This window comes from Streptomyces sp. NPDC006140 (assembly GCF_040628815.1).
In the GTDB taxonomy this organism is placed as follows: Bacteria; Actinomycetota; Actinomycetes; order Streptomycetales; family Streptomycetaceae; genus Streptomyces.
On the sequence record NZ_JBEXTS010000003.1, the window covers coordinates 307001 to 332483 of the forward strand.

At 72.8% G+C, this 25483-nt stretch carries 29 protein-coding genes; 14 read left to right on the top strand and 15 right to left on the bottom strand.

What is annotated here, in order from left to right; genetic code table 11:
- Window positions 1-1251 carry an alpha-L-fucosidase gene (locus tag ABZ386_RS10800; RefSeq protein ID WP_358964593.1) on the top strand — a complete coding sequence of 417 codons (1251 nt, stop codon included), beginning with the start codon at window positions 1-3 and terminating at the stop codon, window positions 1249-1251.
- Window positions 1252-1312: 61 nt separating this feature from the next.
- Here ABZ386_RS10800 and ABZ386_RS10805 read toward each other — a convergent pair whose 3' ends face one another.
- Entirely contained in the window at window positions 1313-2443 is a 1131-nt protein-coding gene (locus ABZ386_RS10805; RefSeq protein ID WP_358964595.1) for an ATP-grasp domain-containing protein, read from the bottom strand.
- A 255-nt stretch (window positions 2444-2698) separates the two neighbouring features.
- Here ABZ386_RS10805 and ABZ386_RS10810 point away from each other — a divergent pair, with 255 nt between their 5' ends.
- Together ABZ386_RS10810 and ABZ386_RS10815 are read left to right on the top strand one after the other, a co-directional pair.
- Complete coding sequence (locus ABZ386_RS10810; RefSeq protein WP_356501671.1) at window positions 2699-3559, top strand: metallophosphoesterase; 861 nt, start codon at window positions 2699-2701, stop codon at window positions 3557-3559.
- The gene (locus ABZ386_RS10815; RefSeq protein ID WP_356501673.1) at window positions 3556-4215 is read left to right on the top strand and encodes a 4'-phosphopantetheinyl transferase superfamily protein; all 660 of its coding nucleotides are present in this window, start codon (window positions 3556-3558) and stop codon (window positions 4213-4215) included. Before ABZ386_RS10810 ends, ABZ386_RS10815 begins: the two co-directional genes overlap by 4 nt.
- Window positions 4216-4246: 31 nt before the next feature.
- Here ABZ386_RS10815 and ABZ386_RS10820 read toward each other — a convergent pair whose 3' ends face one another.
- The 3 genes from ABZ386_RS10820 to ABZ386_RS10830 form a co-directional block, all read right to left on the bottom strand.
- The gene (locus tag ABZ386_RS10820; RefSeq protein ID WP_114256476.1) at window positions 4247-4471 is read right to left on the bottom strand and encodes a hypothetical protein; all 225 of its coding nucleotides are present in this window, start codon (window positions 4469-4471) and stop codon (window positions 4247-4249) included.
- 178 nt (window positions 4472-4649) lie between these two features.
- Complete coding sequence (locus ABZ386_RS10825) at window positions 4650-5180, bottom strand: toxin-antitoxin system, toxin component (protein ID WP_351334228.1); 531 nt, start codon at window positions 5178-5180, stop codon at window positions 4650-4652.
- A gap of 32 nt (window positions 5181-5212) precedes the next feature.
- Window positions 5213-5872 (bottom strand): helix-turn-helix transcriptional regulator, encoded by a 660-nt coding sequence (locus tag ABZ386_RS10830; protein ID WP_114256478.1) that lies wholly within the window; start codon window positions 5870-5872, stop codon window positions 5213-5215.
- Between the two features lie 238 nt (window positions 5873-6110).
- Here ABZ386_RS10830 and ABZ386_RS10835 point away from each other — a divergent pair, with 238 nt between their 5' ends.
- The 7 genes from ABZ386_RS10835 to ABZ386_RS10865 all read left to right on the top strand — a co-directional run bounded on the left by ABZ386_RS10835 (window position 6111) and on the right by ABZ386_RS10865 (window position 12265).
- A complete protein-coding gene (locus ABZ386_RS10835) occupies window positions 6111-6770 on the top strand; it encodes a hypothetical protein (protein WP_358964597.1) in 660 nt (219 codons plus the stop codon).
- A gap of 71 nt (window positions 6771-6841) precedes the next feature.
- The gene (locus tag ABZ386_RS10840) at window positions 6842-7996 is read left to right on the top strand and encodes an FAD-binding oxidoreductase (RefSeq protein ID WP_358964598.1); all 1155 of its coding nucleotides are present in this window, start codon (window positions 6842-6844) and stop codon (window positions 7994-7996) included.
- Window positions 7993-8307 carry a (2Fe-2S)-binding protein gene (locus ABZ386_RS10845; RefSeq protein ID WP_351333994.1) on the top strand — a complete coding sequence of 105 codons (315 nt, stop codon included), beginning with the start codon at window positions 7993-7995 and terminating at the stop codon, window positions 8305-8307. The genes ABZ386_RS10840 and ABZ386_RS10845 overlap by 4 nt, the downstream gene beginning before the upstream one ends.
- The gene (locus ABZ386_RS10850) at window positions 8297-9661 is read left to right on the top strand and encodes an NAD(P)/FAD-dependent oxidoreductase (protein WP_356501679.1); all 1365 of its coding nucleotides are present in this window, start codon (window positions 8297-8299) and stop codon (window positions 9659-9661) included. Before ABZ386_RS10845 ends, ABZ386_RS10850 begins: the two co-directional genes overlap by 11 nt.
- Window positions 9658-10548 (top strand): dihydrodipicolinate synthase family protein, encoded by an 891-nt coding sequence (locus tag ABZ386_RS10855; protein WP_358964599.1) that lies wholly within the window; start codon window positions 9658-9660, stop codon window positions 10546-10548. The genes ABZ386_RS10850 and ABZ386_RS10855 overlap by 4 nt, the downstream gene beginning before the upstream one ends.
- A gap of 5 nt (window positions 10549-10553) precedes the next feature.
- On the top strand, window positions 10554-11555 hold the full coding sequence (locus ABZ386_RS10860) for a proline racemase family protein (protein WP_358964600.1): 1002 nt from the start codon (window positions 10554-10556) through the stop codon (window positions 11553-11555).
- Window positions 11556-11593: 38 nt separating this feature from the next.
- A complete protein-coding gene (locus tag ABZ386_RS10865) occupies window positions 11594-12265 on the top strand; it encodes a GntR family transcriptional regulator (RefSeq protein ID WP_355721158.1) in 672 nt (223 codons plus the stop codon).
- Between the two features lie 19 nt (window positions 12266-12284).
- On the opposite strand, the gene ABZ386_RS10870 is transcribed toward ABZ386_RS10865, so the two are convergent.
- The 7 genes from ABZ386_RS10870 to ABZ386_RS10900 all read right to left on the bottom strand — a co-directional run bounded on the left by ABZ386_RS10870 (window position 12285) and on the right by ABZ386_RS10900 (window position 17907).
- Window positions 12285-13055, bottom strand: a complete 771-nt coding sequence (locus ABZ386_RS10870) for an ABC transporter ATP-binding protein (protein WP_351333979.1) — start codon at window positions 13053-13055, stop codon at window positions 12285-12287.
- A 20-nt stretch (window positions 13056-13075) separates the two neighbouring features.
- Complete coding sequence (locus tag ABZ386_RS10875; RefSeq protein WP_355721152.1) at window positions 13076-13855, bottom strand: ABC transporter permease subunit; 780 nt, start codon at window positions 13853-13855, stop codon at window positions 13076-13078.
- Window positions 13852-14625, bottom strand: coding sequence for an ABC transporter permease subunit (locus ABZ386_RS10880; RefSeq protein ID WP_351333973.1), 774 nt, complete (start codon window positions 14623-14625; stop codon window positions 13852-13854). The genes ABZ386_RS10875 and ABZ386_RS10880 overlap by 4 nt, the downstream gene beginning before the upstream one ends.
- Window positions 14622-15590: an ABC transporter substrate-binding protein gene (locus ABZ386_RS10885; protein ID WP_351333970.1), complete on the bottom strand. Its 969-nt coding sequence runs from the start codon at window positions 15588-15590 to the stop codon at window positions 14622-14624. The genes ABZ386_RS10880 and ABZ386_RS10885 overlap by 4 nt, the downstream gene beginning before the upstream one ends.
- Window positions 15591-15728: 138 nt before the next feature.
- Window positions 15729-16664 (bottom strand): PDR/VanB family oxidoreductase, encoded by a 936-nt coding sequence (locus ABZ386_RS10890; RefSeq protein WP_358964603.1) that lies wholly within the window; start codon window positions 16662-16664, stop codon window positions 15729-15731.
- The gene (locus ABZ386_RS10895; RefSeq protein ID WP_351333964.1) at window positions 16661-16840 is read right to left on the bottom strand and encodes a hypothetical protein; all 180 of its coding nucleotides are present in this window, start codon (window positions 16838-16840) and stop codon (window positions 16661-16663) included. Before ABZ386_RS10895 ends, ABZ386_RS10890 begins: the two co-directional genes overlap by 4 nt.
- The gene (locus tag ABZ386_RS10900) at window positions 16837-17907 is read right to left on the bottom strand and encodes an aromatic ring-hydroxylating dioxygenase subunit alpha (RefSeq protein WP_351333962.1); all 1071 of its coding nucleotides are present in this window, start codon (window positions 17905-17907) and stop codon (window positions 16837-16839) included. The genes ABZ386_RS10895 and ABZ386_RS10900 overlap by 4 nt, the downstream gene beginning before the upstream one ends.
- Window positions 17908-18071: 164 nt before the next feature.
- Between ABZ386_RS10900 and ABZ386_RS10905 the strand changes: the two genes are divergently transcribed.
- The gene (locus tag ABZ386_RS10905) at window positions 18072-18224 is read left to right on the top strand and encodes a hypothetical protein (protein ID WP_351333960.1); all 153 of its coding nucleotides are present in this window, start codon (window positions 18072-18074) and stop codon (window positions 18222-18224) included.
- A gap of 98 nt (window positions 18225-18322) precedes the next feature.
- Here ABZ386_RS10905 and ABZ386_RS10910 read toward each other — a convergent pair whose 3' ends face one another.
- Complete coding sequence (locus tag ABZ386_RS10910; RefSeq protein WP_351333957.1) at window positions 18323-19027, bottom strand: GNAT family N-acetyltransferase; 705 nt, start codon at window positions 19025-19027, stop codon at window positions 18323-18325.
- A gap of 125 nt (window positions 19028-19152) precedes the next feature.
- Here ABZ386_RS10910 and ABZ386_RS10915 point away from each other — a divergent pair, with 125 nt between their 5' ends.
- Window positions 19153-19668, top strand: coding sequence for a hypothetical protein (locus tag ABZ386_RS10915; protein ID WP_356501686.1), 516 nt, complete (start codon window positions 19153-19155; stop codon window positions 19666-19668).
- A gap of 4 nt (window positions 19669-19672) precedes the next feature.
- Window positions 19673-20242, top strand: coding sequence for a hypothetical protein (locus ABZ386_RS10920; protein WP_358964605.1), 570 nt, complete (start codon window positions 19673-19675; stop codon window positions 20240-20242).
- Here the strand turns inward: ABZ386_RS10920 and ABZ386_RS10925 are convergent.
- A complete protein-coding gene (locus ABZ386_RS10925) occupies window positions 20221-21510 on the bottom strand; it encodes an MFS transporter (protein ID WP_351333950.1) in 1290 nt (429 codons plus the stop codon). The two genes, ABZ386_RS10920 and ABZ386_RS10925, sit on opposite strands and share 22 nt — an antisense overlap.
- A 163-nt stretch (window positions 21511-21673) precedes the next feature.
- On the opposite strand from ABZ386_RS10925, the gene ABZ386_RS10930 reads away from it, so the two are divergent.
- Window positions 21674-23725, top strand: a complete 2052-nt coding sequence (locus ABZ386_RS10930) for a phosphocholine-specific phospholipase C (RefSeq protein ID WP_356616651.1) — start codon at window positions 21674-21676, stop codon at window positions 23723-23725.
- Here the strand turns inward: ABZ386_RS10930 and ABZ386_RS10935 are convergent.
- Window positions 23715-24662 (bottom strand): hypothetical protein, encoded by a 948-nt coding sequence (locus ABZ386_RS10935; RefSeq protein ID WP_358964607.1) that lies wholly within the window; start codon window positions 24660-24662, stop codon window positions 23715-23717. The genes ABZ386_RS10930 and ABZ386_RS10935 overlap by 11 nt on opposite strands.
- Window positions 24659-25462 carry a phosphatase PAP2 family protein gene (locus ABZ386_RS10940; RefSeq protein WP_356673173.1) on the bottom strand — a complete coding sequence of 268 codons (804 nt, stop codon included), beginning with the start codon at window positions 25460-25462 and terminating at the stop codon, window positions 24659-24661. The genes ABZ386_RS10935 and ABZ386_RS10940 overlap by 4 nt, the downstream gene beginning before the upstream one ends.
- Between the last annotated feature and the right edge of the window lie 21 nt (window positions 25463-25483).

Genomic DNA, 25483 nt, shown 5'->3' on the forward strand with positions numbered 1-25483 from the left:
ATGGCCGTGCAACCGTGGTTCACGGACGCCAAACTCGGCATCTTCGTCCACTGGGGCGTCTACGCCGTCGACGGCGTCCAGGAGTCCTGGTCGTTCTACGACGACATCGTCCCCTACGACCGGTACATGTCCCAGCTCCAGCGGTTCACGGCCGCCCGCTACGACCCGCGCGACTGGGCGAAGCTCTTCGCGCGGGCCGGAGCGAAGTACGCCGTGCTGACCAGCCGCCACCACGACGGCGTCGCCCTGTGGGACAGCGCGTACGGCGACCTGAACGTGGGCCGGGACCTGATCGCCGGGTACGCGGACGCCCTGCGCGAGCAGGGCCTCAAGGTCGGCCTGTACTACTCGCACTCGGACTGGAGCCACCCCGACTACGCCTCCACGCGCAAGCCGGGCCGCCCGCCGGAGCTGGAGGACAACCGCTACTCGGAGGTCGCGGCCGAGCACGAGGACCTCGAGGCCTGGGAACGCTTCCTGGCCTACCGCGACGGCCAGATCCGCGAGCTGACCCAGCGCTACCAGCCGGACCTGATGTGGTTCGACGGCGAGTGGGACCGCAGCGAGGAGCAGTGGCGCATCCGGGAACTCGCCGCTCTCATCCGCTCCGAGGTACCGGACGTCGTCTTCAACGCCCGCATGCTGAGCGAGGGCGACTACGCGACGCCGGAACAAGGCGCCCCCGTCGTCCCGCCCGAGGGCCCCTGGGAGCTGTGCCTCACGATCAACGACTCCTGGGGCCACCAGCACCACGACCACCACCACAAGTCGGTCGACCAGCTCATCCGCTACTTCACCGAGACCATCGGCGGCGGAGGCAACCTGCTCCTCGGCGTCGGCCCGCGCGAGGACGGCACGATCACGGAGGAGCAGCGGGAACGGCTGGAAGGCCTCGGCGCCTGGATCGCCCGGCACGCGCAGGCCGTGTACGGCACCGGACGGGGACTCCCGCCGGGCCACCACTACGGCCCGAGCACCCTGTCCCAGGACCGCCGCACCCTCTACCTGATCCTCTTCGACGCCCCGCGCGCCGAGATCAACGTCCGCGGCCTGCTCAGCGAGGTCCGCCGCGTCACGGTCCTGGGCAGCGGCACGGAACTCGCCCACGAGGTCACCGGCGGCCTCCACGAGACCCCCGGCATCCTCTGGATCCAGCCTCCCGCCGCGACCGACCTCGACCCGCACGCCACGGTGCTGGCCGTCGAACTGGAAGGGGAACTGGAGCTGTACCGCGGCGCCGGCCGCCTCTGACGAAAGTGCGAGAAACGGGTAGGTCTACCCGCTGCACCACGAGACGCCGCCCCGTCACGACCTAGAGCCGCAGGGCCTCGACGGTGGTGGCCTGTGCGGGGGCCTCGACGGAGTCGACCGGTACCGTCGGCAGCGGCTCCGTCGCCTCCGGCCGCTGCTGGGGCAGCGACACCGGCCGCAGCGGACGCGGCCCCGACACGACCGTGTAGTCCTGGCCCAGGAACGGCGGGACCATCTCGCCCGGGTCCTCGCCGAGCGCCAGCTGCACCGCCGCCCAGGGCGCGTTGACACCGCACAGCGACAGCTGGTGCAGCCCGCCGGCCGGGCGGGTGTTGACGTCCATCAGGACCGGCTGCTCGCCGAACATCCGGAACTGGATGTTGGACAGGTAGTGCAGCCCGAAGCCCTCCGCGATCCGCCGCGCCGGGTCCAGCCACTGCTCGTGCAGCGTGAAGCCCCGGCGGCGGCCGTTCTTGGTGCGGCCCACCGCCAGCCGGACCCGGCTGTCCGGACCGGTCAGGCAGTCCACCGACACCTCGGGCTGCTCCAGGCGCGGCATCACCAGCCAGTCGACCGGCTCCTCGGCCCGCCGCAGCGCCTCCACGACCAGGTCGAGCTGCACGTACGGGCTCGGGAAACCGCCCAGGTGCATCAGCGAGAACGGCGTGCGGGTGATCACGCGGAAACCCACCCCGCCCGCCCCGGACGCCGGCTTGAAGCACGCCTTGTACCCGCCGGCCTCCAACTCCTCGACGGCGGCCACCAGTTCGTCACCCGATCGGACCCGCCACCACGGCGGCACCGGAACGCCGATCGCCTGGACCGCCTCGTAGGCGATCACCTTGTCCTGGAAGACGGCCACCGCCTCGGGCGGCGGCGCCAGCACCGCCGTGCCGACCGCCTCGAACTCGGCGCGGTGCGCGACGATCGCCGACTGGTGCAGCCGGGGCACGAACACGTCGATGCCGCGCCGCGCGCACTGGTCCAGCGCGTACTCGACGTACCCGGCGGGGGAGAGGTTCTCGGGTTCCAGCTCGGCGGTGTCGGCGGCGGCCAGCACGGGCGAGTCCGGGTCACCGTGGGTCGCATGGATCTCGACGGCCCGGTCGCTGGGATTTCTCCGCAGCTGATCCATGAAGAACACGTTCTCCGCGTACGTGCGGTTGAGCCAGACGCGTACGCGAGAGACCATGCAGGCCGCCTTTCACGGTTCGCGGGCAGGGCTGAGCAGCCCGTGCCCGGGCAGGACGTATGGAGGGACACCAAACCGCCCCTGTGGAAGGGAAGTTCTCAGCGGTGGTGTTGGGGCAGATCATACGGCTTCGGCGGGGCTTCACGTGCAACACGCGGGTTACGGATTCCGCACCCGGTCCCCGGGGGACGCCCTTGTTCCCGCCCGGCGGATGTGATCTCGTAGTGGAGTTCGTGTGCGCGAAGGGGGCGAGAGGTGACGTCGACGGCCGGTGGTGCCGGACAACTGCTGGCCATCAGCGATCTGCACATCGGTTACCCGGAGAACCGCGCCCTGGTCGAGGAGATGCGGCCCGGGACGGACGAGGACTGGCTGCTCGTCGCCGGTGACGTCGCGGAGACCGTGGCCGACATCCGCTGGGCCCTGAAGACCCTCGCGGCGCGTTTCCGCAAGGTCGTCTGGGTGCCCGGGAACCACGAGCTGTGGACCCATCCGAGCGACACCGTCACCCTGCGCGGCGTCGCCCGATACGAGTACCTGGTCGAGCTGTGCCGGGACCTCGGCGTGACGACACCGGAGGACCCCTACCCCGTCTGGGAGGGCCCCGGCGGCCCCGTCGCCGTCGCCCCGCTGTTCCTGCTGTACGACTACTCGTTCCTGCCCGCCGGGTGCACCACCAAGGAGCAGGGCCTCGAGTACGCCCACGGCACCGGGATCGTGTGCAGCGACGAGTACCTGCTGCACCCCGACCCGTACCCGAGCCGGGAGGCCTGGTGCCGCGCCCGCGTCGCCGCGACCGAACGCAGGCTCGCCGAACTGCCCGGGGACCTGCCGGTGATTCCCGTCAACCACTACCCGCTGGACCGGCACCCGATGGACGTCCTGTGGCACCCCGAGTTCGCCATGTGGTGCGGCACCGGCCTGACCGCCGACTGGCACCGCAGGTTCCCGGTCCACACCATGGTCTACGGCCATCTGCACATCCCCCGGACCACCTTCCACGAGGGCGTGCGCTTCGAGGAGGTCTCGGTGGGCTATCCCCGTGAGTGGCGTAAGCGGCCCGGGCCGCCGGGGCGGCTGCGGCGCATCCTGCCGAGGGAGGGCGAGGAGCGGTGATCGAGGAACTGCTGCCGGAGACCGTGGTCACCGTCGAGGCGTACGGCCACGAGAGTGCCGACACCCCGCTGTACCCCGAGGAGGAGGCGCTCATGGCGCGGGCGGTCGCCAAGCGCCGCCGGGAGTTCGCCGTCGTCCGCTCCTGCGCCCGCCGCGCCATGGAGAAGCTCGGCGTGCCGCCACAGCCGATCCTGCCCGGTGAGCGCGGCGCCCCGGGCTGGCCGGCCGGGCTGGCCGGCAGCATGACCCACTGCGACGGCTACGGCGCCGCCGCCCTGGTCCGCGCCGCCGACCTGGCCTCCGTCGGCATCGACGCCGAGATCCACGGGCCGCTGCCCGAGGGTGTCCTGCCGTCCGTGTCCCTGCCGGCCGAGGCGGAGCGGCTGCGGCGGCTCGCGGCCGAACACCCCGGAGTCCACTGGGACCGGCTGCTGTTCAGCGCGAAGGAGTCCGTCTACAAGGCGTGGTTCCCCCTCACCGGGAAGTGGCTGGACTTCATGGAGGCCGACATCGAGATCACCCCGGACGGCCGCTTCCGCGCCGAACTCCTCGTCCCCGGGCCGCTGGTCGGCGACCGCCGCCTCGGCCACTTCGACGGCCGCTGGACCGCCGCCCGCGGCCTGGTCGCGACGGCGGTCGCCGTACCGCACGGCTAGGGCCGTCCCCCCAGCAGGCCCTTGCCGCCGGTCAGGGACGGGGCTCCGGGCACCACGTCTGCAACAGCCGGAAGAACGCCTCCTCGTTGCCCGCCAGACCGGCCCGGTCGAGGGCCTGTTCCGCGTCGGCGAGCACGGCGGGCGGGACGACCGGCGGGCCGCCCTCCACGTCGAAGGCGGCCCGGACGGTGTGCAGCAGCCGCAGATACGCCTGGACGGCGGTGCGTTCGCGGTCGGTCAGTACGGCGGTGGGCATCGGTCGGCTCTCCCCGTGTCGCGTCGTCGGTCCCGCGCCCTCGCGGCGCGCACGCCCCGCACAGCCGGGGCGCACCTCCAGCTTGCCGCCCACCACTGACAATCCGGCCCCGCCGGCCCTCGGTTCGCCCGCTCGGCGCAGACGGGACCGCTCCCGGTGACGCGGGGTCGGCGGCCCGTCAGCTCTGCGGCCCCCGGTACCCCAGCGACGCCTCGATCCGCCCCGCCAGATGGTCCCGCCGCGCCGGGCCGCGCGACGACGAACCCGTCAGCCACGCACGGCACTTGCTGGCGAGCAGCAGACCGAAGCTCTCGGCCTCCTTCTCGTCGTCCAGGTCGAAGCGGCTGCGCGCGGCCACCTTCAGCACGGTCGCCTGGAGATCGGCGCCGTCGTCGAGCAGCCGTGCCGCGACCGACGCGCCCTCCACGTGGTGGGAGCAGTGTCCGGCCTTCATGTGCCACAGCTCGTGGCCCAGGATCACCAACTGGTGGTCGGGGGCCGTGCGTTCCTCGATGACGACGAGGTCCTGCTCGGCCATGTCGAGCCAGAGCCCGCTGGCGGTCCCGGGCGGGAAGGCGGCCGTACGGAACAGGACGGGGCGCCCGCGGCGTCTGCTCATGGCGTCGCACAGCGCGCGGTACAGCTCCTCGGGCCGGGCCGGCGCGGGGAGGGTCAGCTCCGCGACCAGTTCGCCGCACAGGCGGCGCATTTCCTTACCTATGCCCACAGTTCTCCCCACGGTCACGACTCGGGCCGCTTGACGCTCTCCAGGAGCATGTCCAGCCACTCCGCCACCTTGTCGCGGTGCTGGTCGGTGGGCAGCTGCGCGGCCCGCCAGGCGATGCCGCGCACGCCGTGGTCCTGGAGCAGCCGCTCCAGCGGGTCGTCCGCCGCGGCGGACGCCTCCCGTTCGCGGTCGGCGAGCTGCTGCAGCAGCTCCTGCTCGGTGTGCTGGAGGGCGGTGACGAGCGCCTCGGGATCCTCGGCCGTGAGGAACCCGGCGTGCACCCGGAAGAACCGCTGGAGGGCGTCGCAGTGCTCCATGGTCGGCCGCCGGTCGCCGTTGATGAGGGCCCCGGCCTGCTGCCGGGACATGCCCGCGCCGTCGGCGATCTCCTGCTGGGTGTACTTGCGGCCGTTGGGCTTGAGCCGGGTCCGGCGCAGCAGGTCGAGCCGCTGCAGGAACCGGGCCTGCACATCGGGCTCGCCCGCGGGCCGGCCCCCGAGCAGGGCCTTCACCACCGGCTCCGGGACGCCGGAGGCGACGGACAGCCGGCCGGTGTCGAAGACCTCGGCGTGCGGCACGCCGAGCCGGTCGGCGAGCGCGGTGACGCGGGAGACGACGGCCGCCAGCACGGTCGTCCGCGTGGCGCCAGGACCTTCGACGAAGCCACCCGTCACCGACAGATCTCCTACGTCTCTCACAGGCCTCTCACAAGCGGATGCCGTGACTTACCCCGGCGTGAACTTCCCGGAGCGTAGCCGGTGCCTCGAACTCACATCCAGGTCTCGCCACAACTGTGGCCAATTTCAGCCGTCAACAGGCATGAAATGCCACGATAGTTGACACGCCTCAGCTCCGGGCAGCAGGATCGGGGCGCCGCGTCAAGGCCGCACAGGCAAGAGGGGTGACCTCCCGATGGCATATCAGGCAGGAGGGCAGCGGCCGGCACCGCGGCCCGTCCCCGAGACTCCCGGGGCCCAGGCCTACCTGGAGGACTGCGCCGGACTTCTGGAGGCCGTCTCCTTCCCCTCGCTCGTCGTCGACCACTGCTGGGACGTCGTGCTCACCAACAGCGCGTTCCGGTCACTTTTCGGCGGCGTCGGCCCGCACCCGACGGCCATGCCGGGCGACAACTTCCTCAGGTTCGTGCTGTTCCACCCCGACGCGCCCACGGTGCTCGGCGAGCACGAGGCGAGCTGGTGCCTGCCGATGCTCGCGCACTTCGCCCGGGACGTGGAGGACCACGGCCCCGACCACGGGCTCCAGGCCATCCGCCGCGACATCGCCCAGGACCCGATCATGGAGGCCGCCTACCGGCACGGCCTGCCGCACTGGATCCGCGCGGTCGGCGAGGAGGCCGTCGAACTCGACGGCGCCGTACGGCCTCTCCTGCACCCGGACCCGCGCTGGGGCGCCACCGACTGCCGGGTCGTCGCCGAGACGTCCAGGACCCTGGAGGAACTGGGCTGCACCAGGCTCACGTTCGTCCTGCGCGAGGCCCGTCGCGCCCCCTCCCGCGACCGCCGGACGCGGCGCGGCGCCGCCCATCTCAGGGTCGTCCCGGCGGCCGACTGAACCTGTCCGGCCCTCGCGCCGCCCGTGCTCGCACCATTCCCAGACCATGTGGTGTGTGACATAGTACTGGCGTGAGCACGCCGCTGACCTGCGATGTCATCGTGATCGGAGCGGGAGTCGTCGGTGCCGCCTGCGCCCTGTACGCGACCCGAGCCGGCCTCGACACGGTCGTGGTGGACCGGGGCCCGGTGGCCGGTGGGACGACCGGCGCGGGGGAGGGGAACCTCCTCGTCTCGGACAAGGAGCCCGGACCCGAACTCGACCTGGCCCTGCTGTCCGCCCGGCTGTGGGCCGAACTGGCCCGCGAGGGGCTGGGGAAGGCCGTCGAGTACGAGGCCAAGGGCGGTGTCGTCGTCGCCGGCGGTGAAGCGGCCCGGGCCGGGCTGGAGGAACTCGCCGACGGGCAGCGCGCGGCCGGGGTGGAGGCCGTCCCCGTGCCCGCCGACCGCCTCACCGACCTGGAGCCGTACCTGGCCCCCGGCCTCGCGGGCGGTGTGCACTACCCGCAGGACGCCCAGGTGATGCCCGCGCTGGCGGCGGCGCACCTGCTGCGCGCCTCGGGCGCCCGGCTGCTCACCGGCCGGGAGGTGACCGGGGTGCTGCGGGGCAGCGGCGGCGCGGTGCGCGGGGTGCGGACCGACCAGGGCGACCTCCACGCCCCGGCGGTCGTCAACGCGGCCGGCACCTGGGGCGGCGAGGTGGCGGCCCGCGCCGGAGTCCACCTGCCGGTGCTGCCCCGACGCGGCTTCGTCCTGGTCACGGAGCCGCTGCCGCCCCGCGTCCGGCACAAGGTGTACGCCGCCGACTACGTGGCCGACGTCGCGAGCGACTCGGCGGCGCTGCAGACCTCCCCGGTGGTGGAGGGCACGCCCGCCGGGCCCGTCCTCATCGGCGCCAGCCGGGAACGGGTCGGCTTCGACCGGTCGTTGTCGCTCCCGGCGCTGCGGGCGCTGGCGGCGGGCGCGACCCGGCTCTTCCCGTTCCTCGCCGGCGTGCGGGCCATGCGGACCTACGCGGGTTTCCGGCCGTATCTGCCGGACCACCTGCCCGCCATCGGCCCCGACCCCCGCTCGCCCGGGCTCCACCACGCCTGCGGACACGAGGGCGCCGGCATCGGCCTGGCCACCGGCACCGGGCACCTGATCGCCCAGGCGCTGACCGGGCAGGCACCCGACCTGGACCTCGGCCCGTTCCGCCCCGACCGCTTCACCGAGGAGGCCGAGTGAATCCGCTGGAACTCGCGGGCGCCAGGCCCGGCCCCGCCTTCACGGTCACCTTCGACGGGCGGCCGGTCGAGGCGCTGCCGGGGCAGACGGTCGCCGCCGTGCTGTGGGCGGCGGGCGTCACCTCCTGGCGCTCCACCCGGGGCGAGGGCCGGCCCCGCGGCGTGTTCTGCGGGATCGGCGTCTGCTTCGACTGCCTGGTGACCGTCAACGGGCGGCCCAACCAGCGGGCCTGCCTGGTGCCGGTGCGGCCGGGCGACGTGATCGGCACGCAGGTCGGGACGGGCCGCGAGGAGGTTCGCCGTGCGGACTGACCTCGCCGTGATCGGCGCCGGACCGGCAGGCCTCGCCGCGGCCTTGGCGGCCTCCGCGCGGGGCGTACGGGTCACTCTGGTCGATGCCGCGGCCGAGGCGGGCGGGCAGTTCTACCGGCAGCCCGCCGCCGGGCTCGGGGCCGGGCGGCCGGAGGCGCTGCACCACCGGTGGCGGACCTGGGAGCGGCTGCGGGACGGGCTCGCCGCCAGTGCCGTCCGCGTGCTGACGGATCACCATGTGTGGTGCGTGGAGCGCGTCTCCGGCGGCTTCACCGTGCACGCGCTGCTGGGGCCGGAGCAGGAGGAGCCGGCCGAGGTGCACGCCCGTGCCGTGCTCCTGGCCACCGGCGGCTACGAGCAGGTGCTGCCCTTCCCCGGCTGGACCCTTCCGGGCGTGGTCACCGCCGGGGGTGCCCAGGCCATGCTCAAGGGCGGGCTCGTGGTGCCGGGGCGCCGGGCCGTCGTGGCCGGGTCGGGGCCGCTGCTGCTGCCCGTGGCGACCGGGCTCGCGGCCGCCGGGGTCGAGGTCGCCGCGCTGGTGGAGTCCACCGATCCCGAACGCCTCGCGGCCCGGCTCACCGCCCTGGCCGACAAGCTCCCCGAGGGCACCGGATATGCCGCCCGGCTGCTGCGCCACCGCGTGCCGGTCCTCACCCGCCACACCGTCGTCCGCGCCCACGGCGACGACCGGCTGACCGGCGTCACCGTCGCCGCCCTCGACGCCGACGGCCGGGTCCGGCCCGGGACCGGGCGGCAGTTGCCCTGTGACACCCTCGCCGTCGGCCACGGCATGCTCCCGCACACCGACCTCGCCGACGGCCTCGGCTGCCGCCTCGACGGGCTCGCCGTGGCCGTCGACGACGAGCAGCGCACCGACGTGCCCGGTGTCTGGGCGGCCGGGGAGGCCACCGGCATCGGCGGCGCCGCCCTCGCCCTCGCCGAGGGCCACATCGCCGGCTGCTCCGCCGCCGCCCGCCTGCGCGGCACCGCCCCCGACCCGGCCCCCGCCGCCGTCAGGGCCCGGACGAAGCTCAGGAGATCAGCCGCCGCCCTCGACTCCGCCTGCGCGCCGCCCGCCCACTGGCCCGAGCAGGTCACCGACGACACCGTGGTCTGCCGCTGCGAGGAGGTCACCGCCGGTGCCGTGCGCGACGCCCTGGACCTCGGAGCGGGCGACGAGCGCACCGTGAAGCTGCTGACCCGGGCCGGGATGGGCTGGTGCCAGGGCCGGATGTGCTCCACCGCGGTCGCCGGTCTCGCCGGGTGCCCGCCCACCCCTGCCAGACGGCCGTTCGCCCGTCCCGTGCCGCTCGGCGTCCTCGCCCGGCACCACCCCCAGGAGGGACTGTCATGACCGACCACCGCCCCTGGCGCGGCGTCCTCGTCGCCACCGCGCTCCCGCTGGACGACGACCTCTCCGTCGACTACGACAAGTACGCCGAGCACTGCTCCTGGCTGGTCGAGAACGGCTGCGACGGCGTCGTGCCGAACGGCTCCCTCGGCGAATACCAGGTGCTCACCCGCGAGGAGCGCGCCCGGGTCGTCGAGACGGCCGTCGCCGCGATCGGCGCAGAGCGCGTCATGCCCGGCGTCGCCGCCTACGGGTCCGCCGAGTCCCGGCGCTGGGCCGAGCAGGCGGGCGAGGCGGGCTGCCGGGCGGTGTTGCTGCTGCCGCCGAACGCCTACCGCGCCGACGAGCGTTCCGTCCTCGCCCACTACGCCGAGGTCGCGAAGGCGGGCCTGCCGGTCGTCGCGTACAACAACCCCATCGACACCAAGGTCGACCTCGTGCCGGAGCTGCTCGCCCGGCTGCACGGCGAGGGGTACATCCGGGGTGTCAAGGAGTTCTCCGGCGACGTCCGCCGGGCCTACCGGATCGCCGAACTCGCCCCGGAGCTGGACCTGCTGATCGGGGCGGACGACGTCCTGCTGGAGCTGGCCGTCGCGGGCGCGAAGGGCTGGGTGGCGGGCTACCCGAACGCCCTGCCCCGGGCCTCGGTCGAGCTGTACCGCGCGGCCGTCGACGGCGAACTGGACACCGCGCTTCCCCTGTACCGGCAGCTGCACCCGCTGCTGCGGTGGGACTCGCGGGTGGAGTTCGTGCAGGCCATCAAGCTGTCCATGGACCTCGTCGGCCGCCACGGCGGCCCCTGCCGCCCGCCCCGGGTGCCGCTGCTGCCCGAGCAGGAAGCGGCGGTACGAGCCGCCACGGAGAAGGCCGTAGCGGCCGGATTGGCGTAGCGACCATGCGCAGCGAACTCGTCCTGCACGCCGTCGACTCGCACACCGAGGGCATGCCGACCCGGGTGATCACCGGCGGCATCGGCACCATCCCCGGCGCCACCATGAACGAGCGGCGGCTGTGGTTCCGCGAACACCGCGACGGCATCAAGCAGTTGCTGATGAACGAACCGCGCGGCCACTCCGCCATGAGCGGCGCGATCCTCCAGCCGCCCACCCGGCCCGACTGCGACTGGGGCGTCGTCTACATCGAGGTCTCCGGCTATCTGCCGATGTGCGGGCACGGCACCATCGGCGTGGCGACCGTGCTGGTCGAGACCGGCATGGTCGAGGTCGTCGAGCCGGTCACCACCATCCGGCTCGACACCCCGGCGGGACCGGTCGTCGCCGAGGTGGCCGTGGCGGACGGCGCCGCCCGGGCCGTCACCCTCCGCAACGTCCCCTCCTTCGCCGTCGGCCTCGACCGCAAGGCCACCCTCCCCGACGGGCGGACGGTGACCTACGACCTGGCCTTCGGCGGCAACTTCTACGCCATCCTGCCGCTGGAGCGGTTCGGCCTGCCCTTCGACCGGTCCCGCAAGGACGAGATCCTCGCCGCGGGCCTGTCCCTGATGGCCGCCGTCAACGCCGAGGACCCGCCCGTCCACCCGGAGGACCCGTCCATCCGCGGCCTCCACCACGTGTACCTGGCCGCCCCCGGCTCGACCGCCCACCACTCCCGGCACGCCATGGCCATCCACCCCGGCTGGTTCGACCGCTCGCCCTGCGGCACCGGCACCAGCGCCCGCATGGCACAGCTCCACGCGCGCGGCGAACTCCCCCTGCACACCGAGTTCGTGAACGAGTCCTTCATCGGCACCCGGTTCACCGGCAGACTGCTCGGCACGACCGAGGTGGCCGGCCGCCCGGCCGTGCTGCCCAGCTTCACCGGACGCGCCTGGATCACCGGCACCGCCCAGTACCTGCTGGACCCGGAGGACCCGTTCCCGGCGGGATTCGTCCTGTAAGCCGGACACCAGTCAGCCAGAGAGGAACCCCGACCGTCATGGCCCCGCGGCACACCCCCGCCCTGCCCGTGCTCGGCAGCAGGAAACCCAGCCACCGGGAGCGGGTCGCGGACGCGCTGCGGGCCGCCCTGATCGCCGGTGAACTGCGCCCCGGCGAGATCTACTCGGCGCCCGGCCTCGCCGCCCGCTTCGGAGTCTCCGCCACGCCCGTGCGCGAGGCCATGCTCGACCTCGCCAAGGAGGGCCTGGTCGACACCGTGCCCAACAAGGGCTTCCGGGTCACCGCCGTCTCCGAGAAGCAGCTCGACGAGTACACCCACATCCGGGCGCTGATCGAGATCCCCACCACGGCCGGCCTCGCGGTCACGGCCGACCCGGTGGCCCTGGAGGCGCTCCGCCCGGTCGCCCGGGAGATCGTCACCTCCGCCGCGGCCGGCGACCTCATCGCCTACGTCGAGGCCGACCTGCGCTTCCACCTCGGCCTGCTCGCCCTCGCCGGAAACGACCACCTCGTCGACGTCGTACGGGACCTCAGACGCCGCTCCCGGCTCTACGGGCTCACCGCGCTGGTGGAACAGGGGCGGCTGGAGGCGTCCGCCGAGGAGCACCTGGAGATCCTGGACGCGCTGCTCGCCCGGGACGAGGCGGCCGTACGCGCGGTGATGACCCGGCACCTGGGGCATGTCCGGGGCCTGTGGGCCGCACCCTGAACAGCCGGACGCATGCGTTTCAACGGCCGCGCTTCGCCGCCTGGATCTGCTCGTACACCCGGGTCCGCAGCTCGGCGAAGCGCGGGGACACGCGTGTGTGCACCTGGTCCCGCTCGGCCGGCAGATCGACCTTCAGCTGCTCCTGGACGACGGTGGGCGAGGCGGACAGCACGAGCACCCGCTCGCCCAGGTACACCGCCTCGTCGATGTCGTGGGTGACGAACAGGATCGTGATGCCGCGCTCCCGCCACAGCCGCCGTACGAGGTCCTCCAGATCGGCCCGGGTCTGCGCGTCGACCGCCGCGAACGGCTCGTCCATCAGCAGCACCTCGGGCTCGTACGCCAGGGCCCGGGCGATGGCGACCCGCTGCTGCATCCCGCCCGACAGCTGCCACGGATACGCTCCGGCGGCGTCCGCGAGCCCCACCGACTCCAGCGCGTCAGCGACCAGCGCGCGGCGCCGTTCCTTGCTCAGCTTCTTCTGCTTCAGGGGCAGTTCGACGTTCTGCCCGACCCGCATCCACGGGAAGAGGCTGCGGCCGTACTCCTGGAACACGAACGCCGTCCCGGGCGGCGGCCCGTCGACCCTGCGGCCCGCGATCCTCACCTCACCGGACGTGGGGGCGAGCAGGCCGCCGACGCACTTCAGCAGCGTCGTCTTGCCGCAGCCCGACGGGCCCACGAGACAGACCAGTTCGCCCGCCTCCACGGTGAAGGTCAGGTCGCGCACCGCCTCGGTCCGCCGGCCGGAACCCTCGTAGACCTTCCGCAGGCCGTGTACGTCGAGCATGGACCGCCCTTTCGCGAGGTTCACGGGGACCGCCGGCCGGCCTCGCGCAGGCCGTGGTACCAGCCGAGCACCCGCCGCTCGACCAGCCGGAACAGGACCGAGAGGAGAAAGCCGAGCAGGCCGAGCAGCAGGATCCCGGTCCACATGTCGGGGATCGCGAAACCGCGCTGGAACTGCACGATGGTGAAGCCGAGGCCGTTGCTCGCCGCGAACATCTCGCTGATCACCATGAGGATGATCCCGACCGACAGCGCCTGGCGCAGGCCCGCGAAGATCTGCGGGCTCGCCGAGCGCAGCACCACCTCCCGCAGCCGGGCGGCGCCCGTGATGCCGTAGGAGCGGGCCGTCTCGGCCATGACCGGGTCGACCGCGCGGACGCCCTCGACCGTGTTCAGCAGGATCGGCCACACGCAGCCGCTCGCGATCACCGCGATCTTCATCGTGTCGCCGATGCCCGCGAACAGCATGATCACCGGCACCAGCACCGGCGGCGGCACCGCCCGCAGGAACTCCAGCACCGGCTCGCACACCGCCCGGACCCGACGGTAGGAGCCGACGACCGTGCCCAGCGCGACCCCGGCGACGGCCGCCGTGGCGTAGCCCGCCGCCAGCCGCAGCACACTGGGCCCCACGTCCGCGCGCAGCCGCTCGGCCGTCCAGACGTCCGGGAAGGTGCCGAGGATCGTGCGCAGCGGAGGCCAGTAGACGTTCGTGCTGCCGGCCGAGGCCACCCACCAGACGGCCACCAGCACCGCGGGCAGGGCGAATGCGAACACCAGCCGCAGCAAGGCCCGCCTCACACCGCCACCTCCCCGCGCACCGACTGGTGCCAGGCCAGCGCCCGCCGCTCCACCGACCGGGCCCCGACGTTGATCAGCAGCCCGAGCGCCCCGGTCACCACGATCAGCGCGTACATCTCCGGCACCGCCTGCGAGGTCTGCGCGACCGCGATCCGGGCGCCCAGCCCCGGTGCCCCGATGACCAGTTCGGCGGTGACGGCGAGGATCAGCGCCACGGCCGCCGCCAGCCGCACCCCGGTCATGACGTACGGCAGCGCCGTCGGCCACAGCACGTGCCGCACCCGCGCCCAGGGGCCCAGGCCGTACGAGCGTGCCGTCTCCTCCGCCACCGGGTCGACGTCCCGGACGCCGTACAGGACCTGGATCAGCACCTGCCAGAACGCGGCGTACACGACCAGCAGCAGCACCGAGCGCAGCTCCGTGCCGTACAGCAGCACCGCCAGGGGGATCAGCGCGACCGACGGGATGGGCCGCAGGAACTCGATCGTCGAGGCGGTCACCTCGCGCAGATACGGCACCACCGAGATCACCACGCCCATGACCACCCCCGCGCCCACCGCGATCGCCAGCCCCAGGGCCCAGCCGGTGAGGGTGTCGCCGAGCGCCGACCAGAAGGCGGGGTCGGCCAGTTCCCGGCCGAGCGCGTCCGCGACCCGGCCGGCCGGCGGGAAGTAGGCGTCGTCGACCAGGCCGAGCCGCGGCACCGCCTCGCACAGCACGAGGAACGCCGCGAGCCCGGCCGCGCCGAGTGCCGCGTCGGCGCCCTTCACGGCAGCAGCTTGTCCAGGTCCGGCGTCCGCTCGAACAACCCGTCCCGCTCGCCCAGTTCGGCCAGCCGCTCGATGGAGGCACGGTCCGGCTGGGCGGGCCAGCGGGGCAGGGTCAGCTTCTCCAGCAGGGTGCCGGGGATCTTCGTGTACGTGGTGAGGATCTGCCGGACCTCCTCCGGGTGGCTGTCGGCGTACTTCAGCGACTCCGCGGTGGCCTCCTGGAACTTCTTCACGAGGTCCGGGTTCTCGGCGGCGTACTGCTGGGAGGTGAAGTACATGGCCACGGTGAGGTCCGGTGACACGTCGTGGAAGTTCGAGGCGATCTCCCTGCCGCCCGCGGCCTTGACGGTGGCGAGCGCGGGCTCCGGGGTACAGGCCGCGTCGACCTGACCGCCGTCCAGCGCGGCGGGCATCTGGTCGAAGGGCATCTCGACGAACTCGACCTTCGAGGGGTCACCCCCGGCCTTGCGGACCGACTCCCGGACCGAGGTGTCACAGATGTTGTTGAGGGTGTTGACCGCCGTCTTCCGGCCCTCCAACTGCTTGGCGGAGGTGAGGGGAGAGCCCTTCTTGACGGTGACGGCCGCGAAGTCGGCGCCGTCCTTGCCGGTGGACGCGACCCCGTTGGCCACGGCCTTCACGGGCATGTTCCTGGACCGGGCGACCAGCAGCGACGTCGTGTTGCTGAAGCCGAACTGGAACTGGCCGGAGACGACTCCGGGCACGATGGCGGCACCGCCCTGGGCCGGGGTCAGCTCCAGTTCGATGCCGCGTTTCGCGTAGAAGCCCCGCTTCTGGCCCAGGTAGACGGGCGCGACGTCCAGGATGGGCACGATGCCCACCTTGACCTTGGTGGTTCCGCCGGACTCGCCCGCCCGGTCCGCCCCGTCGGGGTCGGACGAGCCGCAGGCGGTGACGGCGGCCAGGACGGACAAGGCCGTGAGGCCGACGAGCAGACGACGCATGGCTCCCCCGTGGGACCGGTCCAGGTGCTCCGACAGGCTGTGCGCAGGCAGTACGGATGTGCTCAGCGGGAACCTAGAGCCCGTTCCGAGCCATGGTCAATACCACGACCATGACGGGTAGTTGACCGCCGCCTTCCGTCACAGGTCCAGCACGAGCCGCTTCCCCCGGCAGCGGGACACACAGATGAGCATGGTCTCGCCCGCCGCGCGCTCCTCGTCGGTGAGCACCGAGTCCCGGTGGTCGGGTTCGCCGTCGAGGACGTCGGTCTCGCAGGTGCCGCAGGTGCCCTCGGTGCAGGAGTACAGCACCTCGACGCCCGCGGCGCGCACGGCGTCCAGCACGGACACGTCCGGTGAGACGGTGAGCGTCCGGCCGGTGCGCGCCAGCTCCACCTCGAACTCGGTGGCGTCGCCGGTCTCCTGCTCCTTCGGCCGGAACCGCTCGACGCGCAGCACCCCGGACGGGCACCGGGCCTCGACCGCGTCCAGCAGCGGTCCGGGGCCGCAGCAGTAGACGAGGGTGTCCTCGGGCACGTCGTCCAGCACCGAGGGCAGGTCCAGCAGTCCCGTCTCGTCCTCCGGCGCGATCGTCACCCGGTCCCCGTAGCGCGCCAGTTCCTCGCCGAACGCCATCGAGTCGCGGGTGCGTCCGCCGTACAGCAGCGTCCACTCGGCGCCCGCGGCCTCGGCCGCCGCCAGCATGGGCAGGATCGGGGTGATGCCGATGCCGCCCGCGACGAAGCGGTAGCGGGGGGCGGGCTCCAGGCGGAAGTTGTTGCGGGGTCCGCGCACGCGGATCTTGTCGCCCTCGGCCACCCGCTCGTGCACATGGGCCGAGCCGCCCCGCCCGTCCGGCTCGCGCAGCACCGCGATCCGCCAGGCCGTCCGGTCCGCCGGGTCGCCGCAGAGCGAGTACTGCCGCTCCAGGCCGGGGCCGAGCAGGACGTCGACGTGGGCGCCCGGCTCCCAGGCCGGGAGCGGCTCGCCCAGCGGGTGGCGCAGGGTGAGGGCCAGCACCCCGTCGGCCGCCGGCTCGCGGCGGCCGACGACGAGTTCGGCTTCGTACACGCTCATGAACTGTTCCCTCGCGGCTCGTCGATCGCATGTCCCTGGGGGTGGGCGAGCATCCACTCCCACATCTCGACCGGGTCCTGCGCGGTGTGCTCCCGGCCGCAGTGGCACGTGCCGTGCAGGATGTCGGTGCCGGGCAGCCAGTCGATGCGGTAGATCTCGCCCGTGGGACTCGTCACTGGACCTTCTCCACGGGCTTCTCGCCCTGCTCCACGAGCCGGGCGAGGATGCGGCGCGCGGCCAGGCCGCCGGTGTCGATGTTGATGCTCAGCTCCTGGTAGCCGGTGCGCTCGGTGCCGAGCGTCTTCTGCAGCAGGTTGAGCGCGGTGACGTCCTGCATCACGACCGTGTGGTTGTTGCCGCGCAGGAACTCGGTGACCTCGGCGTCGTCCGTCGCCCAGTCCCGGGAGACGGCCCAGAAGTCGTACACCTTGCCGTCGCCGGACGGTGTGATGCAGTACGTGATCTCCGTGTGGAAGCCGTTCGGGTCGCTGCCGTCCGCCTCGGGGAGCACGCCGACCGGGGCGATACGGCTGTGCAGCAGGTACAGGCAGGGCGCGTGGTACTCGATGTCCTGCCAGCGGGTGATCCGGCCCTCGATGCCGGTCGACTTGGCGTAGAAGGGCGGGCATTCGGCGTCGTCCATGTGCCGGCTGACCCGGACGATGCCGGCGCCCTCGTCGACCTCCGTGGTGATGGGTGTCTCGGCGACCTCGGGGGTGCCGATGTACCCGCCGTGCAGATACGTCTCGTGGGAGAGGTCGAGGAGGTTGTCGACGAGCAGGCCGTAGTCGCAGTCGATGGGCTCCATGCCGCGCACGGTCACCCAGCCGGGGGAGTCGAGGTGCCTGGCCCGCGGGATGGCCTGCGGGTCGGCGAGTGCCGGGTCGCCGATCCACACCCAGATCAGCGAGTCCTGCTCGACGACGGGGTAGGAGGCGACCCGGGCCGTGCGCGGCACCCGTTTCTGCCCCGGCACGTACACGCACGTGCCGGTCGTGTCGTACGTGAAGCCGTGGTACCCGCACACGATCCGGTCCCCGTCGAGGCGGGTCGGGGCCTCGGACAGCGGGTAGCGGCGGTGCACGCACCGGTCGTGCAGCACGACCGGAGTGCCGTCCTCCTCGGTCCGGTACAGCACCAGCGTCTCACCGAGGATCGTCCGTCCGAGCAACTCCCGCCCGACCTCGTGACTGTAGGCGGCGACGTACCACTGGTTCCTGGCGAAGGCGGTCATGTGCGGCATGGCGTTCCCATCCCTGAGAGCGGGGCGGCTCGGCCCCGCGGCCGTGGTTGGACTCAGGTTCCTGACGCCCACGGCCGCCGCGCAAGGCGGCTTCTGCCAGACGGAAGCGGTTTCGGAAAGGAGCTGGTCAGAGGCATGTCCCGATCGGCCGGATCCTGCACAGCATGGGCCCCGCCGGCGCACCCCTGTGGATCCTCCCCGGCCTGGTCAAGGCCGACCTAGGCGACTTCCAGAAGCACGCCCTGCGCTGGGGCATCCCCGTCTCCTTCGCCTACGTCGCCTTCGCCTTCCTGGCCGGGGCCATCTCCATCGCCTGAGTACGGCAGCCGGGGGGCGTCGTCCTACGCCCGGCCGGAGCGGGAGCCGACCGCGCGGCGCAGGGCGTCGCGGCAGGCCAGGACGGGTCCTTCACCGCTCACGGCGTCCGGAACCCCCGGAAGGTCACCTGCTTCCGGCTTTCGAAGCCGAGCCGCTCGTACAGGGCGATCGCGGCGGTGTTCGTCTCCACCACATGCAGGAACGGCCGTTCGCCCCGGGACAGCACGCGTGCGGCGAGCGCGTTCACCAGGCGGGCGGCGTGGCCCTTCCCGCGTGCCTCGGGTGCCGTGCAGACGGCGCTGATCTCGGTCCAGCCGGGCGGCCGGAGCCGTTCGCCCGCCATGGCCACCAGCCGGCCCTGGGCGCGGATGCCGAAGTAGGTGCCGAGTTCGTGGGTGCGCGGCCAGAACGGCCCGGGCTGGGCCCGCGCGGTGAGGTCGAGCATCTCGGGCACATCGGCCGCGCCGAGTTCGACCACGCCGGTGTCGGTCTCGGCACGGGTCAGACCGGGCCGGCCGCCGCCGGGCCAGATCATCTGCCGGCCCTCCATGACGAACACCGGCTCCCAGTCGGGCGGCGGGGTCGCCCGGGAGCTGAACAGGTCGGCGAGACCGCCGCGGCCGAGCAGTTCGGCGAGGTCGGCCCAGTCCGCCGCATCCGCGGCGGGGCACACCGCCGAGAAGGTCCCGACCTCCGGCACGTACGTGGCGGCGCGGCCGAGTCGGCGGGCGAACCCCGTGTGCCGGCCGCGCAGTGACTCGCCCACCGGGTCCTCGAGTACCGCTATGTCCCCGCTCCGCATCCCTGTCGTGCCTTTCTCGGACCGCCCCGCACGATTTCGGCAACACCCTATCCCCGACACGGATTCCGCTGACGCCGCGGACCGGCGACAGCCGCCGCTCACCGCTCCAAGGAACCGGCGACCCGTTGCCGGATCAAGAAGTGAAATCGAAACGGAATTCCGCACCTTTTCGGCCCATGCTTTTGCCGCCGCTTTTACCGGGCGCACTTCTTCGCTTCGGGGTGTTGATTTACCGCCCGCCGCACGCGCACCATGACGACGAGTTCGAGCCGTTTCCCGGTGCCGACTTCTTCCAGTCGTCCGTGGGCAGCCCGGTCATCGAGGCCATGGGCTACCGCCTCATCGAGGAGGACGGCTCGGCGTACGCCGAAGGCCCCGACTCCCAGCTGACGGCACGCCCGGACCGAAGTCCTGGGAGAGGCTGCACGTGCCCGCCGTCTACGAGTGATCGGCACCACACCCGGACGCCCCGCGAATTTCGGCATGTGCGCAGCGCCGAGGTGCTGCTGCTTCAACTGGGGTCCGACGAGGAGGCCTCCGGCCGTGCCAGCGAGATCATGGCGCTGGTCAAGGACCACCTGGACATCGACGACCCACGGCGGGCCTTGCCGTCTACGGCTGGTTCTATCCCCAGTCGCTGAGCATGTGCTTCGCGCCCAAGGTCAGTCCCGGCGACGCGAGCGGGATCGACGGCCGAGGGACATCCTCACCGTCGAGATCGCCGGGCTCGCCGGCGCCGCCCTCACCGTCATCGCCTCACTGCGCCGCATCCGGGGCACCGACTCCCCCTACATGCTGCCCCTGGCGTCGGCGGTGCTGAAGTTCCCCACCGGCGCCCTGTCCGCCTTCATCGGGCTGTCGCTGATCCGGGGCGCCTTCGTCCCCGGGCTCAGCGACCTCGACAGCAGGGCGCAGGTCCTCGGCTGGGCCGCGGCCTTCGGCGCCGCGCAGCACCTGGTGACCCGTCTGGTCGACGACCGGGCCCAGATGCCGCTGTCGGGGTTGGGCAGGACCACCGAGGCGGTGACCGACCCCGAGCGGGCCGCCGTCAAGGAGGGCGGCGCGGCGGGGGAGCCCGTGACACCCGCGCCGACCGCCTTCCCGGACGGCGCGGGCAAGGACGAGGAGCCGCACGAGGCAGCTTCCGCCGACGACGGGGACGGCGGGCCGGGCCCCGACGGGCTGCCGCTCCCTCACCGCCGCAGCGGCGCGTGAGCCGTCTCCGGCAACCGCAGGTACACCACCGACGACACCAGGCAGATCACCGCGACGTACCAGGGGAACAGCCCGGCGTGCCCCTGCTCCTTGAACAGCGTGCCGACGTAGGGGGCCGTGCCGCCGAAGAGGGCCACCGTCAGGGAGTACGGGAAGCCGATGCCGGCCGCGCGGACCCTGGGCGGGAAGATCTCCGCGTTCACGGCCGCGCTGATCGAGGTGAAACCGGTCAGCAGCACCATGCCGGCGCACTGCACGAGCAGCAGCACGGCGAAGGAGTCGCGCAACGTGTGCAGCAGCGGCACCGCGAGCAGCGCGAAGCCCAGGCCGAAGAAGAGCAGCAGGGGGCGGCGGCCGAAGCGGTCCGAGAGCAGCCCGCCGAGCGGCTGGAGCAGGGCGAAGAAGGCCAGTGAGATGGTGCCCGCGAGCAGCGCGTCCGACTTCTCGACGCCCGCGTTGAGTTCGGCGTACGTCGGCAGGTACGACGTCCACGTGTAGTAGGCGATGGTGCCGCCCGCCGTGATGCCGCCGATGAGGAGCGACTCGCGCGGATGCCGGCGCAGCGCCTCGAACAGCCCGGGGCGCGGCGCCTTCTGCTGCTCCGCGCTGCGGGTCTCCTGCGCGCCCTGCCGGATCCAGAAGCCGACCAGGCTCAGCACCGCCCCGAGCACGAACGGCACCCGCCAGCCCCAGCCGTTCATCTGCCCCTCGTTCAGCGTGTCCACGAGCAGCGTGGCAATGCCCGAGGCGACCAGTTGCCCCACGGTCGTCGACACGTACTGGAAACTGGAGAACAACCCGCGCCGGCCCGGACCCGCGGACTCCACGAGGAAGGTCGTCGAGGCCGCGAACTCGCCGCCCACGGACAGGCCTTGCAGCAGCCGCGCCAGCACCAGGAGCACCGGCGCCAGCACGCCCACCGACGCGTACGTCGGCGTCAGCCCGACCAGCAGGCTGCTGCCGCCCATCAGCAGGATGGTGACCGTCAGCGCGGCCCGCCGCCCGTGCCGGTCCGCGACCGCGCCCATCAGCAGCCCGCCGACCGGCCGCATGAAGAAGCCCACCGCGAAGACCGCGAACGTGGACAGCAGCGGCACCAGCGAGTTGTCCGCGCTCTTGGGGAAGACCTGGGCAGCGATGTAGGTGGCCAGAAACGTGTAGGCGTACCAGTCGTACCACTCCACCGCGTTGCCCACGGAGGCGGCGAGGAGCTGGCGGACGGGCCGTTCGGTGGGCGGGGAAGCCGTCTTCGTCTCTGTCACGTCCATGACCCTCCCCTGGCGAGGCCCCGGCACACCTGGCGTACCGGCGACTTTCACACGAGTGTCACCAGCCCCTTCCTTGACGTTTGGTGTCCCTGAAACACTCCTTCCGCGCAGATTCCGTCATGTTCCGGCCATCCCGCACCTCAGGATGAGAGGTCTGTCCTTCATGTCCGAAGTCAACCGGCGCCGCTTTCTCCAACTCGCGGGTGCCACCACGGCGTTCAGCGCGCTGTCCGCCAGCATCCAGCGCGCCGCCGCGCTCCCGGCCAACCACCGCACCGGGTCGATCGAGGACGTCGAGCACATCGTCGTCCTCATGCAGGAGAACCGTTCCTTCGACCACTACTTCGGCACCCTGAGAGGCGTCCGCGGCTTCGGCGACCCCCGCCCGGTCACCCTCGACAACGGCAAACCGGTCTGGCACCAGGAGAAGGACGGCAAGGAGATCCTGCCGTTCCACCCGGACGCCGACGACCTCGGCATGCAGTTCCTGGAGGGCCTGCCGCACTCCTGGCCCGACGGCCAGCAGGCCTACAACGGCGGCAAGTACGACAAGTGGGTGCCCGCCAAGGGCACCACGACCATGGCGTACCTGACCCGCGAGGACATTCCCTTCCACTACGCCCTCGCCGACGCCTTCACCGTCTGCGACGCCTACCACTGCTCGTTCATCGGCTCCACCGACCCGAACCGCTACTACATGTGGTCCGGGTACACGGGCAACGACGGCACCGGCGGCGGCCCCGTCCTGGACAACGCCGAACTCGGCTACGGCTGGACGACCTACCCCGAGCGCCTGGAGCGGGCCGGCATCTCCTGGAAGATCTACCAGGACATCGGCGACGGCCTCGACGCCAAGGGATCCTGGGGCTGGATCGAGGACGCCTACCGCGGCAACTACGGCGACAACTCCCTGCTCTACTTCAACAAGTACCGCAACGCCCAGCCCGGCGACCCGTGGTACGACAAGGCCCGCACGGGCACGAACGCCAAGGCCGGCGACGGCTACTTCGACCTGCTGCGCGCCGACGTCAAGGCCGGCAAGCTGCCCCAGATCTCCTGGATCGCCGCCCCCGAGGCCTTCTCCGAGCACTCCAACTGGCCCTCGAACTACGGCGCCTGGTACATCGCCCAGGTCCTGGACGCCCTCACCTCCAACCCGGAGGTCTGGTCGAAGACGGCCCTGTTCATCACGTACGACGAGAACGACGGCTTCTTCGACCACGTGGTGCCGCCGCTGCCGCCGAAGGACGCCTCCCGCGGCCGGTCCACCGTCGACGTCTCCCTCGACCTCTTCCCCGGCGACGGCAAGAAGACGGCCGGCCCCTACGGCCTCGGCCCCCGGGTGCCGATGCTGGTCGTCTCGCCCTGGAGCAAGGGCGGCTACGTCTGCTCCGAGACCCTGGACCACACCTCGATCCTGCGGTTCATGGAACGCCGCTTCGGCGTGCGCGAGACGAACATCTCGCCGTGGCGCCGGGCGATCTGCGGTGACCTGACGGCCGCGTTCGACTTCTCCCGCAAGGACGCCCGCCCCGCCCCGCTGCCCGGTACCGACGCGTACGAGCCGCAGGACCGCGAACGCCACCCCGACTACAAGCCGACCCCGCCCGCCGACCCGCGCATGCCCCGGCAGGAACCCGGCCTGCGCCGCTCCCGGCCGCTGAAATACGCCCCGCACGTGGACGCCGCCGTCGACGCGGCGGCCGGGAAGCTCACCCTCACCTTCGCCTCCGGACCGAAGGCGGGCGGCGCCTTCCACGTCACCTCCGGCAACCGCGCCGACGGCCCCTGGATGTACACCACCGAGGCCGGCAAGACGATCCAGGACACCTGGAACTCGGCGTACTCCCAGGGCTCCTACGACCTGACCGTGCACGGCCCGAACGGCTTCGTGCGCGTCTTCAAGGGCTCGAACAGGACGGCCGGCTGCGAGGTCACCGCACGCCACGCCGGGGACGACCTCGAGCTGACCTTCACCAACAAGGGCTCCGGCACGGCACGGCTGAAGCTCTCGAACGGCTACGGCGGCAAGCCCTCGACCGTCACCGTCCGCCCGGGCGCGAAGGTGTGCCGGACCGTGGAACTCGCCGCCAGCCGCCGCTGGTACGACCTGACCGTCACCGCCGAGGGCGACGCGTCCTTCCTGCGGCGGTTCGCGGGGCACGTCGAGAACGGCAGGCCGGGTGTGAGCGACCCGGCGATCATCACCGCGTAGCCGTGGTGAGGTGCCCCGGATCGTGCGGCCGGGGCACCAGCGCCGGTTCGGCCGTCGCCGAGCCGGGCTCCAGGGCCAGGACGGCGGCCACCGGATGGTCGTCGTCCGCGGCCTCCTCCCGGGGTGCCGCCCTGCTGAGCAGCACCACGCCCCAGGACGCCAGCCCCGCCCCGGCGAGCGCGAGCAGCACACCCGCCGGGCCGCCCTGGAGGCGCTCGCCCAGCAGCGACAGGCCGATCACCGCGGCGGCCAGCGGGTTGGCCAGGGTCACCATCGCCAGCGGGCCGCCCAGACCGCCCTGGTACGCCGTCTGCGACAGCAGCAGTCCGCCGGCCGCGAAGGCCGCCACGAGCAGTGCCACCCCGACCACCTGGACGCTCAGCAGCGGACCGGTCCGGTCCGTCGCGGCCACCGTCACGGTCTGTGTGAGGGCCGAGGCGACCCCGGAGGCGACCCCGGACGCGGTCGCGTGCCGCAGCCCGGGGCGGGCGCCCCGCCGGGACAGCATCCCGATGAGGGCCGTGGTGGCGCCCGCGACCGCCACGGCCTCGGGCACGCTCAGCACGTCCTCGGGGGCCGGGCCGGACGCCGTGACCAGGATCGCGGCCAGGCCGAGCAGCGTCAGCGCGGTGCCCTTCCACTCGACCGCGCGCACCCGCCGCCCCGCCATCCGCGCCCCCATGGGCACCGCCGCGACCAGGGTGAGCGCGCCGAGCGGCTGGACCACGGTCAGCGGGCCGTACCGCAGCGCCACCACGTGCAGCAGCGCGGCCGCCGCGTTCAGCCCCACCGACCACCACCAGGCGCCGCTGCCCAGCAGCCGCAGGGCGCCCGAGCCGGGGGAGCGGGCGGCGAGCCGCTCCTGGGCGACCGCGGCCGTCGCGTAGGCGACGGCGGAGACGAGGGACAGGGCGACGGCGACGAGGACGGCGTTCACCGGCCCGCCCCCACGAGTGCCTGCTCGTCCCGCTGCGCCGGTACGAGCGTGCCCTGCGCGCGGCCGGCCGTGGTCGCCGTGCGGTGCGGCGGGTGGATCACGGCGAGGGCGAGGCCGAGCAGGGCCGTCGCCACGATCGCGTCCAGCCAGTAGTGGTTCGCGGTGCCGACGATCACCAGCAGGGTCAGCAGCGGATGCAGCAGCCACAGCCACCGCAGGCGCGAGCGGGTCGCCACGATCAGGCCGATCGCCACCATCAGCGCCCAGCCGAAGTGCAGCGACGGCATCGCCGCGAACTGGTTCGACAGCGTGTCGGTCGCCGGATTGCCGTACACCGACGGCCCGTAGAGCCGCGCGGTGTCCACCAGGCCGGTCGCGGCCAGCATGCGCGGCGGGGCGAGCGGGAACAGCAGATGGCCCACCAGGGCGGCGGCGGTGACCGCGGCCAGCACCCTGCGGGCCCAGACGTAGTGGGCGGGGCGGCGCAGGTACAGCCAGACCAGGAAGGCGACGGTGGCCGGGAAGTGGACGGTCGCGTAGTAGGTGTTCGCGAGGTGCACGAGGCCGTCGCCGTGCAGCAGCAGGGACTGCACCGCCCCCTCGCCGGGCAGATGGGCCGCGCGCTCGAAGTCCCACACGCGGTGCGCGTGGCGGAAGGCCTCGCCCGTGTGGCCCGTGGCCAACTGCCGGCCGAACTTGTAGACGAGGAAGAGCCCTGCGACGAGCAGGAGCTCCCGGACGAGCGGCGGTCGCGCTATCGCGTCGGACCCCGCCGGCGCAGGCTCGGTGCGGGCATTCATCCCCCGGCCCCTTCGGTGACG

What these genes read in the sequence shown, in the direction of transcription:
- ABZ386_RS10910 (WP_351333957.1), bottom strand. Translation starts at nt 19,027, where the DNA reads ATGCGGAGCGGGGACATAGCGGTACTCGAGGACCCGGTGGGCGAGTCA.
- ABZ386_RS10870 (WP_351333979.1), bottom strand. Translation starts at nt 13,055, where the DNA reads ATGCTCGACGTACACGGCCTGCGGAAGGTCTACGAGGGTTCCGGCCGG.
- ABZ386_RS10905 (WP_351333960.1), top strand. Translation starts at nt 18,072, where the DNA reads ATGGGCCCCGCCGGCGCACCCCTGTGGATCCTCCCCGGCCTGGTCAAG.
- ABZ386_RS10890 (WP_358964603.1), bottom strand. Translation starts at nt 16,664, where the DNA reads ATGAGCGTGTACGAAGCCGAACTCGTCGTCGGCCGCCGCGAGCCGGCG.
- ABZ386_RS10825 (WP_351334228.1), bottom strand. Translation starts at nt 5,180, where the DNA reads ATGCGCCGCCTGTGCGGCGAACTGGTCGCGGAGCTGACCCTCCCCGCG.
- ABZ386_RS10900 (WP_351333962.1), bottom strand. Translation starts at nt 17,907, where the DNA reads ATGCCGCACATGACCGCCTTCGCCAGGAACCAGTGGTACGTCGCCGCC.
- ABZ386_RS10820 (WP_114256476.1), bottom strand. Translation starts at nt 4,471, where the DNA reads ATGCCCACCGCCGTACTGACCGACCGCGAACGCACCGCCGTCCAGGCG.
- ABZ386_RS10865 (WP_355721158.1), top strand. Translation starts at nt 11,594, where the DNA reads ATGGCCCCGCGGCACACCCCCGCCCTGCCCGTGCTCGGCAGCAGGAAA.
- ABZ386_RS10805 (WP_358964595.1), bottom strand. Translation starts at nt 2,443, where the DNA reads ATGGTCTCTCGCGTACGCGTCTGGCTCAACCGCACGTACGCGGAGAAC.
- ABZ386_RS10860 (WP_358964600.1), top strand. Translation starts at nt 10,554, where the DNA reads ATGCGCAGCGAACTCGTCCTGCACGCCGTCGACTCGCACACCGAGGGC.
- ABZ386_RS10885 (WP_351333970.1), bottom strand. Translation starts at nt 15,590, where the DNA reads ATGCGTCGTCTGCTCGTCGGCCTCACGGCCTTGTCCGTCCTGGCCGCC.
- ABZ386_RS10835 (WP_358964597.1), top strand. Translation starts at nt 6,111, where the DNA reads ATGGCATATCAGGCAGGAGGGCAGCGGCCGGCACCGCGGCCCGTCCCC.
- ABZ386_RS10800 (WP_358964593.1), top strand. Translation starts at nt 1, where the DNA reads ATGGCCGTGCAACCGTGGTTCACGGACGCCAAACTCGGCATCTTCGTC.
- ABZ386_RS10855 (WP_358964599.1), top strand. Translation starts at nt 9,658, where the DNA reads ATGACCGACCACCGCCCCTGGCGCGGCGTCCTCGTCGCCACCGCGCTC.
- ABZ386_RS10925 (WP_351333950.1), bottom strand. Translation starts at nt 21,510, where the DNA reads ATGGACGTGACAGAGACGAAGACGGCTTCCCCGCCCACCGAACGGCCC.
- ABZ386_RS10940 (WP_356673173.1), bottom strand. Translation starts at nt 25,462, where the DNA reads ATGAATGCCCGCACCGAGCCTGCGCCGGCGGGGTCCGACGCGATAGCG.
- ABZ386_RS10930 (WP_356616651.1), top strand. Translation starts at nt 21,674, where the DNA reads ATGTCCGAAGTCAACCGGCGCCGCTTTCTCCAACTCGCGGGTGCCACC.